The following is a 15,846-nucleotide window of genomic DNA, read 5'->3' as shown; positions in this document are numbered from 1 at the left end:
AGAATTAAAGGGTTAGTAATGCTACAAAGGTACTAATTTTTACGATGAAGCCGGCATAATATCCGAACTTTCTGCTAAGAGAATTTGATTACTAAACGGTAATCTCTATCAAATTACCCTCAAAGCCCACAATACTGCTCTCGTAATAACCATCACCGGTAGTTCTTGGTCCATCGGCCACTTCAAAGCCATCTGTCTTTAATTGAGCCGTTAGCGTATCCACTTGTTCTTTACTTCCCACGCTGAAGGAAAGGTGAATAAAGCCCGTTCTGTCCCTCTCTTTCTCGCCGTCTGTCATTTGCGGTTTGGTCATCACCTCCAATCGTACATTGTCGTCGAAAGACAAGAAGAAAGAGCGGAAACCTGTATGTACATTATGGTAGCCGGCATTGGGCTTTGCCCCGAAATATCGCACGAAGAAATCCCTTGCACCTTCGAGGTCGCATACATACATTGCAATATGGTTTATTTTCATAAATTATGTGTTTTGAGAATGTTCCATCATTTTCTACTGTTACAATTGCAAAGATAAAATAAAAGGCAGAGTTCACAATATATAGTTTAAGAGTTTTTAATATCGAAATGAAAAATATCTACTTTTATTTTATCAAAAACAGCACTTGAAGCAGATGTATCTCTGCCCAAGTGCCGTTGTCCATTCAGTAATATGCGCTTATTGTCTTTATCCTGTTCTACTGCTCTTGTAATTCTCCTCCGGCATCTTCTCCAAGTCCGAAGCCTTGTAGAGTATTTTTCCTGCAAATTGCGTGTAGCGAATAATCTTCCTGTCTCGGTAGTCCTGCAAGGTACGAGGGCTGATATACAGCCGCTCGCACACATCCTTACCCGTGAGGAATACTTTTAATTTGGAAAAAATGCTTAAAGCAGAGCCTCGAACTTCTTTCTGAGAACATTGATTTGAGCAGAGCCAACATGGCGATCAACTTCCTTACCGTCCTTGAAGAACACTATTGTAGGGATGTTGCGGATGCCCAATTCGGCAGCCACTTCGTCGGCTTCTTCTACGTCGCACTTTGACACAACGATTTTTCCATCGAACTCTTCGGCGAGTTGTGATACCAGCGGAGCAATCATACGGCACGGTCCGCACCATGTTGCCCAAAAGTCAATTACCAATGGCAGCGAGCCATTCTTGTAACTCTCGAAATTCTCTTGTGTGATTTTAACTTCCATTTCTTTTTCCGTTAATTTGTTCAACAATAATTATTTTGATTAAAATTCATGCAAATATCGTGCCACTTATCACCGCATGCCTTGTGATTATATCCAGCGGTGCAGAATGAAGCGGCATGTTATGTTATTTTGTCGCTATGTCATACTCGAACAATTCGTTGCTGTCGAGATATGAAATAAAACCATGGTTCAGTTCCACGCGCTTCTTTCTTGAGCGCAATGTCATTGGAGCACCGGTGCCCGGAATGTGAATTTGCAGATACACATCAGTGTCTCCGGGGTATTCATCAATGACACTGCACAGTTCGTCCACGTTCTGCGTGTCTATTTCCGACTCTTTCATCGAGATTGTTATATGATCCACGCGCGTCTCCTTTACCGTGCTCATCAGTTGTATATTGCTGACATTGAAACTCACATAATTTGAATTCTGAAAAGGTCTTGAGCACTTCGCATTGACATAAACCGAACTCCCAACCTGCAACATACCGCTCCACTTGCCCCATTGCTCGCCGAAGAAAGGCATTTCGCCGGCTCCGTCATAATCCTCTATGGTGACAAATCCGCATGGATTGCCTTTCTTGTCGAAATGATTTCTGACGTTTGTCACGATACCACCGATTGTCAGTTCCTGCCTGTCTAACAACGACTCCTTGTTTTCAAGTTCCATGCATCGGGTGTTACAGAGTTTCTTCAGCACCATGGAATAGTCGTCGAGCGGGTGAGCCGAGAGATAGATTCCCACCAGTTCGCGCTCCTTGTTAAGCCGCTCTATGTTGCTCCACGACTCCGCTTGAGGTATTGCCGGCGTGGTAATCTCTACCTCGTCGAATCCGCCGAACAACGATTGCGCCATGTCACGCTTTGCATTCATATAGTTCTGGCCATAACGCACCAGCAGGTCTATGAACAATTCGCCCTTGCTTCCGGGTGCAAAAAACTGCTCGCGCTTTATTCCGAAACTGTCAAAACCTCCGCTGAGAGCCAGCACTTCGTAGGTCTTGCGGTTGACATTAGTGCCCAATCGCTCGGCAAAATCGAATATCGACTTGTACGCCCCATTCTGTTCGCGCTCCTCTATAATTGCTCGTGCCGCGGCCTCTCCCATGCCTTTCACGCCTCCCATGCCAAAACGTATCTCGCCTTTCTTATTGACACCGAACTTCTCATAACTCTCATTCACATCAGGTCCGAGTGTATGTATGCCCATAGCCTTGCACTCGTCCATCAGTTTTGTTATTTCCTTAATATCGTCCTTGCGCCGGCTCATGATGGCAGCCATGAACTCTGCGGGATAGTTTGCCTTGAGATATGCGGTTTGGAATGCCACCCACGAGTAGCAAGCAGCATGTGATTTATTGAACGCGTAGGAAGCGAATTTCTCCCAGTCGCCCCAGATTTTCTCCAGCACTTTCGGGTCATGACCGTTCTTCACGCCGCCTTCAATGAACTTAGGCTTCATCTCATCGACGATGTTTTTCTTCTTCTTTCCCATCGCTTTGCGCAGAGCATCGCTCTCACCGCGCGTGAAGTCGGCCAGTTGTCGGGATAGAAGCATCACCTGCTCCTGATAAACCGTGATGCCATAGGTATCTTTCAGATATTTCTCCATGCACGGAATGTCGTAAGTGATAGGCTCCGTACCGCTCTTACGGGCGATGAACGAAGGTATATAGTCCATTGGTCCCGGACGGTAGAGGGCGTTCATGGCAATGAGATCCTCAAATACCGTGGGCTTTAGTTGACGCAAATATTTCTGCATTCCGCTCGACTCGAACTGGAAAGTGCCTATCGTGCGCCCCTCCTGATATAACTTATATGTGGTGGGGTCGTCCATCGGTATGTTGTCGAGGTCGATGTCAATGCCTCTTGTCTGCTTGACATTAGCCACCGCCTCTTTCAACTCCGACAGAGTTTTCAGTCCGAGGAAGTCCATTTTTATAAGCCCTGTCGTTTCGATGACGTGTCCGTCATACTGCGTGCAGTTGGTCTTGCAGTCACGGAAGTCGGGATCGTCGGCCGTGGAAACAGGCACATGGTCGCTTATCGGGTCGCGACAAATTATTATTCCGCAGGCATGTATTCCGGTTCCGCGCACCGTTCCCTCCAGCATCTTGGCATATTTTATGGTGTCGCTGAGTTTCTTGTCTGTTGACACTTCTGCCTCTCGGAGTTCCGGTGTGCACTTAATGGCATTCGGCAAGTTCATCTTCATACCGTCGGGAAGTCGTTCCGGTATGGCCTTGCAAAGTGCATTCGATATGCTTAGCGGCACTTTCTCCACCCTCGCCACGTCCTTGATGGAGTTTTTTGTCGCCATGGAACTGTATGTAATAATGTGCGCACAGTTCTCGTGGCCGTACTTATCCATCACCCACTTCAGCACCCTTGCCCTGCCGTCATCATCGAAATCGGTATCAATATCGGGCAGCGAAATGCGGTCAGGATTCAGGAAACGCTCAAAAAGAAGGTCGTATTTCAGGGGGTCTATCTTCGTTATTCCGAGGCAATATGCCACCACGCTTCCTGCCGCAGAGCCACGTCCCGGCCCCACCATCACGTCGAGTTCGTTGCGTGCCGAGTTGATAAAGTCTTGCACTATGAGGAAGTATCCGGGGAAACCCATGGTCTTCATTATGTGCAATTCGAACTTAACTCGCTCTACAACGTCATCGGGTATCGGGTTGCCATAGCGTGTTTTTGCTCCCTCGTAGGCAAGTTTTGCCAGATAGTCTGCCTCAAACTTTATGCGGTATAGTTTGTCATACCCTCCGAGTTTCTCAATTTTTTTCTTGCCATCTTCAGGCGACAAAAGGTTCTCACCGTTCTCATCCGACGTAAATTCATCGTAGAGTTGTTGCTCGGTAAACTTCTCTCTCCACATCTCCTCCGTACCGAATGATTCGGGAATCGGGAAGAACGGCATTATAGGGTCATTGTCAAGGTTGTATATTTCCACCTTATCCAATATCTCTATGGTGTTCGCCATAGCCTCCGGAATGTCCGAGAAGACCTCTTCCATTTCTTCTCTCGTCTTGAACCATTCCTGTTTTGAGTAAAGCATTCGCGTGGGGTCGTCGATGTCTTTGCCTGTGGAGAGGCACAGAAGGTGGTCGTGTGCCTCGGCATTTTCCTTGTCAACGAAATGTGCATCGTTAGTGCAAACCACCTTGATGCCATACTCTTGTGCAAGTTCCATCAGCACTTTGTTCGCCTTTTGCTGTAGTGGGAACGTCTCGCGGTTAGCCCTTATCGATGGGTCTTTCACCTCATGACGCTGTAACTCCAGATAATAGTCGTCGCCGAATACCCGCTTGTGCCACTCTATCGCTTCGCGTGCTCCGGCTATATCATTGCGCAACACCTTTGCAGGCACTTCTCCCGCGATGCATGCCGAGCACACAATGAGGTCTTCATGATAGCGTTCGAGTTCGGCACGGTCGGTTCTCGGGCGATAGTAATAACCGTCTATCCACGCGTTGCTGACAAGTTTTATAAGGTTCTTGTATCCGTTCTCGTTCTTTGCGAGCACAATAAGGTGGTAGCCACCACGGTCAATATCGAGCGACTTGCTTTCCTTGTTTTCTCCTCTTGCCACATACATCTCGCAGCCGAAGATAGGCTTGAAAGGTTCAAGGCCTTCCTTCTTGCGTCCCTTGTTAATCCCATTCACGTAGTCGTGAAACTCTTTTATGCCGAACATATCGCCATGGTCGGTTATCGCCATGCCTCGCTGTCCGTCGGCTATGGCCTTGTCAACCAAGTCCTTAATCTTCGACTGTCCGTCAAGGATAGAGTAGTAAGTATGTACGTGCAGATGTATGAAGTCGCTCATGTAGTCTTGCCCCTTTAGTGTTTAGAGCGTCAAAGTTACGTCTTTTTATCCATTCTGCCAAACAAAAAACACTGAAATATTACTGCTTATCAATAATATTTAGTACCTTTGCACCCGCATTTATACGCATATATGCAATTATGGGAAAAAGAATAAGAAAAATCAAGAACGTCAGACTACACCGTGAAGGCACAGGCACATTGCTCTACGGAAGTTTTGTTATCATTGCCTTGGCCGTAATTTTATGGAGGTTGTTCGACAATAAGATACCATTTTGGGGTTTCACAGCCGTTGCAGGCGCATTATATCTCGTGGTTGTGAACTTCTATCGCTGTCCGAAGCGTTTCTTCGAAGAAGATACGGAAGGCATAGTTGTGGCTCCTGCCGATGGTAAAATTGTGGTTATAGAAGAGATTGAGGAAAATACATATTTCCACGAAAAGCGCATGATGATAAGTATCTTCATGAGTCCGCTCAACGTTCATGCCAACTGGTTTCCGGTTGATGGGCGGGTTAAGTTCGTGAAGCATTTCAGTGGCAATTTCCACAAGGCTTGGCTGCCTAAGGCAAGCGAAGAGAACGAGCACGCCGACACCATGATAGAAATGGAAGACGGTCGCGAAGTGCTGGTGAGACAGATTGCCGGTGCCATGGCACGACGTATCGTGACATACGCCAAAGAAGGTGAAGAATGTTACATCGACGAGCATCTGGGATTCATCAAACTCGGTTCGCGCGTTGATGTTTTCCTGCCGTCGGACTGCAAGGTCTGTGTAAAGATGAACCAAGCAACCACCGGCGACCAAACCGTAATTGCACGTCTCTAAGAATAATGGCAAACATCATAATTCGAAACATTCCCAATTCCATAACGTGCTGCAACCTCATCAGTGGTTGCATTGCCACGTTATATGCTTTCGGCGGAGACCATAAGATGGCTCTGCTGTTCATAATCATTGGCGCGGTGTTCGATTTCTTCGATGGTATGTCGGCACGTCTGCTTGGGGTGAGTTCGCCAATAGGCAAGGAACTCGACTCACTTGCCGACGACATTACTTTCGGAATGGCACCCGCAACAATGGTATTCACACTGCTCTCTAATCTTAACTACCCCACAATGCTTGAACCGCTACGCCCGATATTGCCATACACGGCATTTCTGATAGCGGCATTCTCGGCTCTCAGACTTGCCAAGTTCAATCTCGATGAGCGTCAGTCAATGGGGTTCATAGGCCTGCCGACACCGGCCAATGCCTTGTTCTGGGGTTCGCTGATTGTGGGAATGGGATCGATGCTCGAACGCAGTGACTGGGCGGTATCGGTAATCCTCCCCATGATATTGCTGTCATGCTGGTTGCTGATAGCCGAACTGCCGATGTTCGCTCTCAAGTTCAAGCAGATGGGTTGGCGCGGCAATGAGGTGAAATACATCTTCGTATTGACATGTATTCCATTGCTCGGCTTTCTCGGACTGTTCGGATTCTCTGTAATAATAGCATGGTATGTGGTGCTTTCATTCATTGTGTCGCTTCACAAAGATAAACAGGAAAGGAAGTAAAAAATAATGGCATCTTTTTTAAAACTCATATTTATAATAGGCTTGATAACCATTGTTACCATCGCGTTGGTATTCTTCTGGTTTTATAGAAGAATAAAGAATATTGCCAACATGTTCGGCAAAGCCCAAAACAAAGGGCATCAAGAAGAGCGAAGAAACAATCGCAACACCTACGGAAACCGCAATGGTGTGATTGACGCACGTACTCCCGAACAGGCAAACCGCAAGATATTCAAGCACGATGACGGAGAATATGTAGAATTCACCGAGGTTGACGAGAAAGAATAAAGGCGGTGTTTTATGGTAGTCTTGTCACAAAACACGTAAAAGACATACAATAATATCATGAAGAGAGAATACAAAATCTCTCCCTTCTTGCCATAATCTGACAAGGATTTTATGTCGTATCAATCTTGGAAATAAACACGCTTAACACGATTGCTTATGCCTGTGAGCACCTCGTATGGTATCGTGTCGAGTGCATCACTAAGCACTGTGACAGGCAGATTGTCGCCGAATATCTCCACGATGTCGCCTTCATGACAGTCAATATCCGTGACATCAATCATCGCAACATCCATACAGATGTTCCCTACATACGGCGCACGCTTTCCGTTCACCAAACAATAGCAACGCCCACGCCCCAAATGACGATTCAGTCCGTCGGCATATCCTATCGGAATGGCGGCGATTACACTGTCGCGAGAGAGCACCCCGCGTCGGCTATACCCAACGGTCTCGTCCTTAGGGACATGCCTCATCTGCAATATAGTGGTCTTCAGCGTACACACATTGTTAAGTATGCGATTGTCACGACTATCCACTCCATACAGTCCGAGTCCCAAACGACACATATCGAGTTGTCGTTCGGGGAAATGCTCAATGCCTGCCGAGTTGTCTATATGTCGCAATATCTTATGCGGGAAAGCCTCTTGCAACAGACGACTTGCCTCATCGAAAACTCTGAATTGCATGTCGGAGAAGCGGTCGAAATCGTCGCTGTCGGCTCCAACGAAATGACTGAACACCGAGCGTGGGGTCAATGCAACCTGATGTTTCAGGCGTTCGATAAGTCGCGGCATATCCTCATGCGGATTAAATCCGAGCCTATGCATACCGGTATCAAGTTTTATATGCACCGGATAGCCGGTGATTCCCTCTTTACGCGCAGCACTGATAAGTTCTTCGAGCAGTCTGAAGGAATAAACCTCCGGTTCCAATCCGTGGTCGAACATGGTCTTGAAAGCCGTTGTCTCAGGATTCATTATCATAATGTTGCCCGTTATTCCGGCCTTGCGTAGCGTCACTCCCTCGTCGGCAACGGCAACGGCAAGATAATCCACGTGATGGTCTTGCAGCGTCTTTGCCACCTCTACGGCACCGCTTCCGTATCCATCGGCCTTTATCATGCACGCTATTTTCGTTTCCGGTCGCAGGAAAGAGCGGAAATAATTCAGATTTTCCACAACGGCATTGAGATTCACTTCGAGAATCGTTTCATGCACTTTCTGCTCCAATCGTTCTGTGATATGGTCGAAAGAGAAACGCCTTGCTCCCTTGATGAGTATCATCTCGTCGTGCAAACCGTTTAATGTTTCTGAACCAAGAAACTCCTCCGTGGTATTGAAAAAATACTTTTCGTTGATGTCTATTACATCTTTCTGCGATGATATTTCCTCTCCTATACCTATAATCTTTTTCACTCCGCGCTCCTTTGCGAGATTGGAGACCTCACGATACAGCACTTCGGCCGACATTCCACTTTGATAAATATCGCTCAAAATCAGTGTATGCGGAAGTTTTGATGTGGCAGTAAGAGAATTGACAGAACTCGAAACGTCCTGTCGTCGCTGCATGAAATCGAGCGCAATATCAAGCGAATTGATGTCTGAGTTATACGAATCGTTTATAATAATACACCCATGCTGCCCTTGTTTCACTTCAAGACGCATTGCCACCGGTTCTATTCTTTTCATGCCTTCGGCTATCTGTTCGTCCGTCAGTCCTAAGTAAGCGGCAACCGCGGCACATGCTCCGGCGTTCTCTTTCGATGCACGGTCTATGAAAGGCATATCGCCTTGGTATGGTCTGAACGGCACGGTCTTGCAATTCAGCATACATATATTATTATGTATAGTCTCGTCTTCTGCATTATAGAACACCACCTCCGCATCACGGAATAGCGACAGTTTCTCACGGCATTTCTCGTCTTTCGTCGCAAAATTCTCTTGATGTGCCTGTCCGATATTTGTTATAACACCTATCGTTGGACGTATTATCTCACCGAGTGACGGCATCTCTCCCGGCATACTTATTCCTGCCTCAAAGACTCCTATCTCTGTTCTTTCATCGAGAAGCCACACTGACAGCGGCACGCCTATCTGCGAATTGTATGAGCGCGGACTGCGTGTCACCACCCGGGTCGGCATCAGCAATTGATATAGCCATTCCTTTACCACCGTTTTCCCATTGCTTCCCGTGATACCCACCACCGGAATGTTGAATTCGTCGCGATGTCGCTTGGCAAGACGTTGCAGTGCTTTCAGCGTTGAAGTGACGAGCAAGAAATTGGCTTCTGGATATTTTTCTACGTGACTATCAGGAAGTTTCTCTACCACGAAGTTGCGCACTCCGCTTCGGTAAAGATCCTCAATGTATTTCCTTCCGTCGTTCCTTTCCGTCTTTATAGCGAAAAACAAAGTTGCTTCAGGAAATCTCAGGCTACGGCTATCGGTGAGCAACCAACCTATGCTTGCATCCTTATTTCCGTATCGTTCGGCGCATATCAGTGTTGTGATTTTGTCTATCGAATACATATCCTCGTGGTGTTATGTTCGTCTAAAGAGGTTTATCGTCCTCTGTTACGAGTGCAAAATTAGGATATTTTTCTGAAAAGGCAGTGATTTTCTCCCTCGTTTTTTGCATGAACAGACGATATTCCTCACTCTCCGAATTGAACGGCCGATGCCCAATAGCCTCTTTCAACGGTCGCCATTCGTCAAGATAATGCTTCGTTTCCGGCGAGAAACAACTCTCCACAAGTCGTTCCCAGATGTATTCCACAGCCTGTCCGGAAGGGTGAATCATGTCTTGCTCGTAGAAACGATAATCCCTAAGTTCGTCATTCTGAATTTCGTATGCAGGGAAATAGAATAGTCGAGAATTGGCATTATCTATCACATCGCGTGTTGCAAGAAGCAATGTTGCCTTTGCCAATCGACTCTCATGGTAGCCGTATTTGCGGTATCTTATGGGACTTACGGTGAACACTATGTGTATGTCGGGGTTATTGCGGTGCAAAATTTCTACTGCTTTTTTCAAGTAGCATGCGCACTCATCCACCGTCAGTTCACGTTCTTCAAAAAGTTTTTGTGGACGTTTCCGGCAGTTATCCACGATTTCTCCCGTCTCTTTCAATATATATATACGGTTTGTCCCCAGCGTAATAAAACACGTGTCTATCCTTTCCTGTTTTCTATCGGCGGCTTCAGACAAATATCTCTCCACCGTATGCAACACGCTCGCGGGATTATACATCGTGCCGTAGGGATTCACCACCACAGGGAAACCCTCCTCCTTGAAACGCATGCCGATATTGTCGGCAAAGCAACTGCCAACAAAAAAAACGCTCTCACATGGTCCGATTTTCCATGTCGGACCATCAATTCTCACCTCTGTCCTAAATTCCATGCCACAAAATTAGTGCAAATCGAATACAATACAAAATAAATATCATTTATTTTTATTGTTGAGATGCAGCCTAATTTCACGGACGTAGGACGTAAAATCAGTGCCAATCGAGCGAATTACAAAAAGAAACCGATTTATTTTCACAATGATACAAGTCGTTTAATATAAAAGTATTACCTTTGCAAAGAAATAAGAACAGAAGTCATGTACACATATAAATATCCGCACCCTGCTGTCACAGCCGACTGCATAGTGTTCGCATGTCAGAACGAAAAGACACAAGTGCTTCTGATAAAGCGCGGAAGTGAGCCATGCAAAGACATGTGGGCACTGCCGGGGGGATTTATGAACATAGACGAAAGTGCAGAAGAAGCGGCTATCAGAGAACTGAAAGAGGAGACAGGAATAGACGTGAAAGAGGTCACGCAGGTAGGGGCTTACTCTAAAGTTGACCGCGACCCACGCGAGCGTGTCATAACAATAGCGTTCTATACCGTTATCGATAATCCTGTGAAAGCGGTAGGACAAGACGATGCCAAACAAGCCGAATGGTTCACACTCGACAACCTTCCCACGCTCGCTTTCGACCATTCCGAAATACTGTCAGCAGCAATCGGGATGTTGAACAAAAATAAATGATTTCATTTCGTTCAGTCTTCTGTTTGCACTAACTACACATACTTTACACATAAAGTTAGGCGGCATCTCAAAAATAAAAATAAATGGGATTTATTTTGTATTGTATTCGATTTGCACTAACTTTACATTTAACATCCGTGAAGTTAGGCGGCATCTCAACAATAAAAATAAATGGGATTTATTTTGTATTGTATTCGATTTGCACTAACTTTGCACCCTATTAAAAGAGAATTATAAGAATGCAGGACATTAGGAACATTGCGATTATCGCTCACGTTGACCACGGAAAGACAACACTCGTAGATAAAATGATGCTCGCAGGCCACCTGTTCCGTGAAGGACAGAACCTGAGCAACCAAGTACTTGACAGCAACGATCTTGAACGCGAAAGAGGGATAACAATTCTATCGAAAAACGTTTCGATAAACTATAAAGGAACAAAAATCAACATTATCGACACTCCGGGTCACTCTGACTTCGGAGGAGAGGTGGAACGCGTACTCAATATGGCAGACGGATGTATATTGCTCGTCGATGCCTTTGAAGGGCCGATGCCACAGACACGCTTCGTGCTGCAAAAAGCATTGGAAATAGGACTGAAACCAATTGTTGTTGTCAACAAGGTGGATAAACCTAACTGCCGCCCAGAAGAAGTATATGAAATGGTGTTCGACCTAATGTTCGCACTCAATGCCAACGAAGACCAACTCGATTTCCCCGTTGTTTATGGCTCGGCAAAGAACGGTTGGATGGGCGAAGATTACTCGCAACCCACCGATGACATAACATATCTGCTCGACAAGATTGTGGAGGTGATTCCCGCACCGCATCAACTCGAAGGCACTCCGCAGATGTTGATAACCAGCCTCGACTACTCTTCATACACCGGACGCATCGCAGTGGGACGCGTTCACCGCGGAACACTGACCGGCGGAATGAACATCACCATATCACATCGCGACGGAACATTGGAGAAAACACGAATAAAGGAACTGCACACATTCGAAGGAATGACACACGTAAAGACCGATTCCGTGGAATCGGGAGACATTTGCGCGGTGATAGGACTTGAGAATTTCGAGATTGGGGACACTATATGCGACTACGAAAGTCCGGAGGCTCTGCCAACAATCGCAATAGACGAACCAACCATGTCGATGCTGTTCACAATCAACGACTCGCCATTCTTCGGAAAAGAAGGTAAGTTCTGCACATCAAGACACGTCAACGACCGTCTGCAAAAGGAATTGGAGAAGAACCTCGCACTGCGAGTTGAACCTTACGAAGATTCCACAGACTCATGGATTGTCAGCGGACGCGGAGTGCTGCACCTGTCTGTTCTCATCGAAACAATGCGCCGCGAGGGCTACGAACTGGAAGTTGGTCAGCCGCAGGTAATATACAAGGAGATGATGAACGACGGCAAAAAGTGGATTGAAACGACAGATGCAAAGGCAACAACCACACGCTGCGAACCGATAGAAGAACTGACAATCAACGTGCCGGAAGAGTTCGCATCAAAGATGATAGACATGGTGACGAAGCGCAAAGGAGAAATGACATCGATGGAAAGTCAGGGCGAACGTGTGAACATCGAGTTCGACATACCATCAAGAGGTATCATCGGACTGCGCACCAACGTACTCACCGCAAGTCAGGGAGAGGCTATAATGGCACACAGATTTAAGGAATATCAACCGTTCAAGGGCGAGATAACGCGCCGCATCAATGGTTCGATGATAGCAATGGAGACAGGAACGGCAGTGGCTTACTCGATAGACAAACTGCAAGACCGCGGTAAGTTCTTCATCGATCCGGGCGAAGACGTGTATGCGGGACAGGTTGTTGGAGAGCATGTTCACGACAACGACCTCGTCATAAACGTTACAAAGACAAAGCAACTCACCAATGTGCGTGCATCAGGAAGCGACGAGAAGGCTCGCGTAATACCGAAGACGGTGATGAGTCTTGAGGAATGTCTCGAGTACATCAAGGGCGACGAGTATGTAGAAGTAACTCCGCAGTCGATACGTATGCGCAAAACCATACTCGACCATGACCAGAGAAAGAAAGCCATGAAAGAGACTTAACCAATATAAAAGGAAATCCCCAAGAGCGAGAAAGGCTCTCGGGGATTTATTCTTTCAGCATCTTCGCAACGCCGATTAGCATGAAAAAGACAGACAGACAAATTCTTGATATTGCCGTTCCAAGCATCATTAGCAACATCACTGTTCCGTTGTTAGGACTCGTAGATGTCGCCATAACGGGGCATCTTGGTGCCGCTTCCTACATCGGTGCAATAGCATTGGGCGGAATGTTATTCAACATCATCTACTGGATTTTTTCTTTTCTTAGGATGGGCACAAGCGGACTGACATCGCAATCGTTAGGGCGCAACGACACCGATAACATTATACGCATGCTTGTGCGCAGTCTTGCAATCGCCTTTTCTATTGCCGCGACATTGCTTTTGTTACAGATTCCGCTCCGCGAACTCGGCCTGCTGATAATGCAACCCGGCGATGAGGTGCGCCGTATGACCGTTACCTATTTTAATATATGTATCTGGGGAGCACCTGCCACACTCGGACTGTTTGCCTTGAACGGATGGCTCATCGGCATGCAGAACTCCCGAATACCAATGTCTATTGCCATAACGCAAAACATTGTCAATATTCTTGTGTCGCTCATACTGGTCTTTGGTATCGGAATGCGTATAGAAGGCGTTGCCACAGGCACGTTAATCGCGCAATGGTGTGGTTTCCTAATGGGAGTATTACTATGTCATCGCAAATATTTCCACAAAGAAAGGATTATCGAAAAATTGCTTCCCTTAAAACATTATTTATCCCCAACTCTCAACACCCAACCCTCCGCCCTACTCGGACAGGAAACGCTTTCAAAACGAAGCGTAGAAACAACGCTCAACGCTCCACGCTCCACAATAATAACCTACCGCCGCTTCTTCGTGCTCAATCGCGACATTTTCTTTCGCACTCTGTGCATAGTGAGCGTAATTACATTCTTCACGAGCGCAGGTTCTTGGCAGGGTGAGATAAAACTTGCCGTCAATACGCTACTCATGCAACTCTATCTTCTCGTGAGTTACGTAATGGACGGTTTTGCCAATGCCGGAGAAGCAATGAGCGGAAAGTTTCTTGGTGCAGGCGACAGCACTGCATTGCGCACCACCGTCCGTCGCACTTTCTTTTGGGGAACTATGACCGCAGCGATATTCACATTGGTATATATCGTTGGTGGAAAGCGTTTTCTTATGATTCTTACAGATGAGCCATCGGTTGTGGAGGCCTCAACGATATATATATGGTGGGCTTATCTCGTGCCCTTCTGTAGTGTTGCGGCATTCATCTGGGACGGAATATTCATCGGCCTCACCGCCGCCCGCCAGATGCTTCAGTCGATGTTTCTTGCCACGGTTGTCTTTTTCGCGGTCTATTTCATTTCCGTAAAAACGCTGGGCAACCACGGACTATGGCTCGCATTCCTGTGCTATCTCTTCGTTCGCGGAGTGATACAAACTGCACTATTCCCAAGAATAATACATCGCATTTTCCCTATTCGGGATAAGTAAGATTCTCATCTGTTGCCTTTTCCAATACTTCCTCAAGATATTTGCGTGCCTCGTAGCGTGCCATCGGCAAGTCCTGCATCAGCCAGTTGCCACAATCGCGTGGAGATGCACCCGGAATGTCGCCCTCATAGTCGGCTATGAATCGGAAAGTGCGGCGCATGAGGTCGAGAATATCACGCGAATCGAGGTCGCCTTTCATCAGTAAATAGTTGCCTGTGAGGCATCCCATAGGCCCCCAATACACAATTCGGTCTTTCCATTGTTCATCGTTGCGAAGAAAGGTTGCGGCAAGATGTTCGATAGTATGTATCGCACCATTGTGCAACACCGGTTCACGGTTGGGTTCTTTCATGCGTATATCAAACGTGGTGACGGTCTCTCCGCCTACATTATCTTTTCTGCTGACATATATTCCGCGCAGCAGACATTCATGATTTATGGTGAATGAAGGTATTTTTTCCATATTAAAATTTGTCAAACAATTTATATCATCAACCAAAATCGCCGAAATTGCATTTCAAATTGGGCGATTTTGCTTTTCAATTTCGCCCAATTTGGTTTGCAAAACAGGCGAATTTACACATTATACTATTTTTATCAGATGTGCTCAAGGAATGCTTTGGTCACTCCGAACGAGCCTTTTGCAAGACGTTCCCAGAAGTTGAAATACATCGCTGCATCCACATCTTTCAGCGGAATATCGCTGATAATACGGAAAGAGATGAACGGCACACCATATATATGGCATGTCTGCGCTATCGAACAACTCTCCATATCCACCGCCATTGCCTCCGGAAATCGGTCGAGAATACTGCTCATCTTCTCTTTCGAGTCAACAAACCAATCGCCACTGACAGTCAATCCTGCATGTATCTGCGGTAAACCTATCTTCAAATCGTTCAAAGACAGTGCCTTGTCTATCAATTCTGTCGGAGAGAGATATCTTTCGGGCATCCCCATCAACTGTCCGAACTCGCAGTCCTTACCGCAGTAAGCATCGTGATAGACACACTCACGAGCCACTACAACCTCTGTTATATTAAGGTCGGTCGATGCTCCACCGGCCACACCCGTAGAGACAACAAGTTCGGGAGCGAACTTATCAATCATTTCGGCAGCACCAACGGCAGAGTTCACCTTGCCTATTCCGCACTGTTCCATGATGATTTCGTTGCTGCCGATGGTGCCGAGGTAAAACTCCCGCTGACCTTTCTTTTCTACCCTTTCCCCTTCGAGAAGACCGCGCAACTGTCGCAATTCTTTCTCCATTGCCACGATAATACCTATTCTCATTATGCAAAAGTTTTCTGCAAAGTTACTTATTTTTTCGTCTAT

13 protein-coding genes and 1 pseudogene are annotated in these 15,846 nt (G+C 46.5%); 6 read left to right on the top strand and 8 right to left on the bottom strand.

Features of this window, described 5'->3' with window-relative positions; genetic code table 11:
* Nucleotides 1-91 precede the first annotated feature (91 nt).
* The 4 genes and pseudogenes from EHV08_RS09795 to dnaE form a co-directional block, all read right to left on the bottom strand.
* Nucleotides 92-475, bottom strand: a complete 384-nt coding sequence (locus EHV08_RS09795; protein WP_126679105.1) for a VOC family protein — start codon at nucleotides 473-475, stop codon at nucleotides 92-94.
* A gap of 207 nt (nucleotides 476-682) precedes the next feature.
* Nucleotides 683-862, bottom strand: a pseudogene (locus EHV08_RS09790) (helix-turn-helix domain-containing protein); the annotation flags it as partial.
* Between the two features lie 17 nt (nucleotides 863-879).
* Complete coding sequence (gene trxA / locus EHV08_RS09785; protein WP_126679104.1) at nucleotides 880-1,194, bottom strand: thioredoxin; 315 nt, start codon at nucleotides 1,192-1,194, stop codon at nucleotides 880-882.
* Between the two features lie 124 nt (nucleotides 1,195-1,318).
* Nucleotides 1,319-5,029, bottom strand: coding sequence for a DNA polymerase III subunit alpha (gene dnaE, locus EHV08_RS09780; RefSeq protein ID WP_126679103.1), 3,711 nt, complete (start codon nucleotides 5,027-5,029; stop codon nucleotides 1,319-1,321).
* Nucleotides 5,030-5,169: 140 nt separating this feature from the next.
* On the opposite strand from dnaE, the gene EHV08_RS09775 reads away from it, so the two are divergent.
* From EHV08_RS09775 to EHV08_RS09765, 3 genes are read left to right on the top strand one after another with little or no spacing between them, the layout of a single operon-like run.
* Nucleotides 5,170-5,856, top strand: a complete 687-nt coding sequence (locus EHV08_RS09775; protein WP_126679102.1) for a phosphatidylserine decarboxylase family protein — start codon at nucleotides 5,170-5,172, stop codon at nucleotides 5,854-5,856.
* Between the two features lie 5 nt (nucleotides 5,857-5,861).
* Complete coding sequence (locus EHV08_RS09770; protein ID WP_126679101.1) at nucleotides 5,862-6,587, top strand: CDP-alcohol phosphatidyltransferase family protein; 726 nt, start codon at nucleotides 5,862-5,864, stop codon at nucleotides 6,585-6,587.
* 6 nt (nucleotides 6,588-6,593) lie between these two features.
* Entirely contained in the window at nucleotides 6,594-6,875 is a 282-nt protein-coding gene (locus tag EHV08_RS09765; RefSeq protein ID WP_126679100.1) for a DUF4834 family protein, read from the top strand.
* 119 nt (nucleotides 6,876-6,994) lie between these two features.
* On the opposite strand, the gene EHV08_RS09760 is transcribed toward EHV08_RS09765, so the two are convergent.
* Nucleotides 6,995-9,403: a bifunctional UDP-N-acetylmuramoyl-tripeptide:D-alanyl-D-alanine ligase/alanine racemase gene (locus tag EHV08_RS09760; RefSeq protein ID WP_126679099.1), complete on the bottom strand. Its 2,409-nt coding sequence runs from the start codon at nucleotides 9,401-9,403 to the stop codon at nucleotides 6,995-6,997.
* 22 nt (nucleotides 9,404-9,425) lie between these two features.
* Nucleotides 9,426-10,277 carry a GSCFA domain-containing protein gene (locus EHV08_RS09755; RefSeq protein WP_126679098.1) on the bottom strand — a complete coding sequence of 284 codons (852 nt, stop codon included), beginning with the start codon at nucleotides 10,275-10,277 and terminating at the stop codon, nucleotides 9,426-9,428.
* 204 nt (nucleotides 10,278-10,481) lie between these two features.
* Here EHV08_RS09755 and EHV08_RS09750 point away from each other — a divergent pair, with 204 nt between their 5' ends.
* The 3 genes from EHV08_RS09750 to EHV08_RS09740 all read left to right on the top strand — a co-directional run bounded on the left by EHV08_RS09750 (nucleotide 10,482) and on the right by EHV08_RS09740 (nucleotide 14,511).
* Entirely contained in the window at nucleotides 10,482-10,916 is a 435-nt protein-coding gene (locus EHV08_RS09750) for an NUDIX domain-containing protein (protein ID WP_126679097.1), read from the top strand.
* A gap of 239 nt (nucleotides 10,917-11,155) precedes the next feature.
* Nucleotides 11,156-13,006, top strand: a complete 1,851-nt coding sequence (gene typA / locus EHV08_RS09745; protein WP_126679096.1) for a translational GTPase TypA — start codon at nucleotides 11,156-11,158, stop codon at nucleotides 13,004-13,006.
* A gap of 80 nt (nucleotides 13,007-13,086) precedes the next feature.
* Nucleotides 13,087-14,511, top strand: a complete 1,425-nt coding sequence (locus EHV08_RS09740) for an MATE family efflux transporter (protein WP_126679095.1) — start codon at nucleotides 13,087-13,089, stop codon at nucleotides 14,509-14,511.
* Here EHV08_RS09740 and EHV08_RS09735 read toward each other — a convergent pair.
* Nucleotides 14,495-14,974: an S-ribosylhomocysteine lyase gene (locus EHV08_RS09735; RefSeq protein WP_126679094.1), complete on the bottom strand. Its 480-nt coding sequence runs from the start codon at nucleotides 14,972-14,974 to the stop codon at nucleotides 14,495-14,497. The two genes, EHV08_RS09740 and EHV08_RS09735, sit on opposite strands and share 17 nt — an antisense overlap.
* A 134-nt stretch (nucleotides 14,975-15,108) precedes the next feature.
* Nucleotides 15,109-15,804 carry a 5'-methylthioadenosine/adenosylhomocysteine nucleosidase gene (locus EHV08_RS09730; RefSeq protein WP_126679093.1) on the bottom strand — a complete coding sequence of 232 codons (696 nt, stop codon included), beginning with the start codon at nucleotides 15,802-15,804 and terminating at the stop codon, nucleotides 15,109-15,111.
* Between the last annotated feature and the right edge of the window lie 42 nt (nucleotides 15,805-15,846).

This window comes from Prevotella koreensis, assembly GCF_003977605.1.
GTDB lineage: Bacteria > Bacteroidota > Bacteroidia > Bacteroidales > Bacteroidaceae > Prevotella > Prevotella koreensis.
The sequence above is the reverse complement of the archived record's forward strand: the minus strand, read 5'-3'. Positions and strand labels throughout refer to the sequence as shown.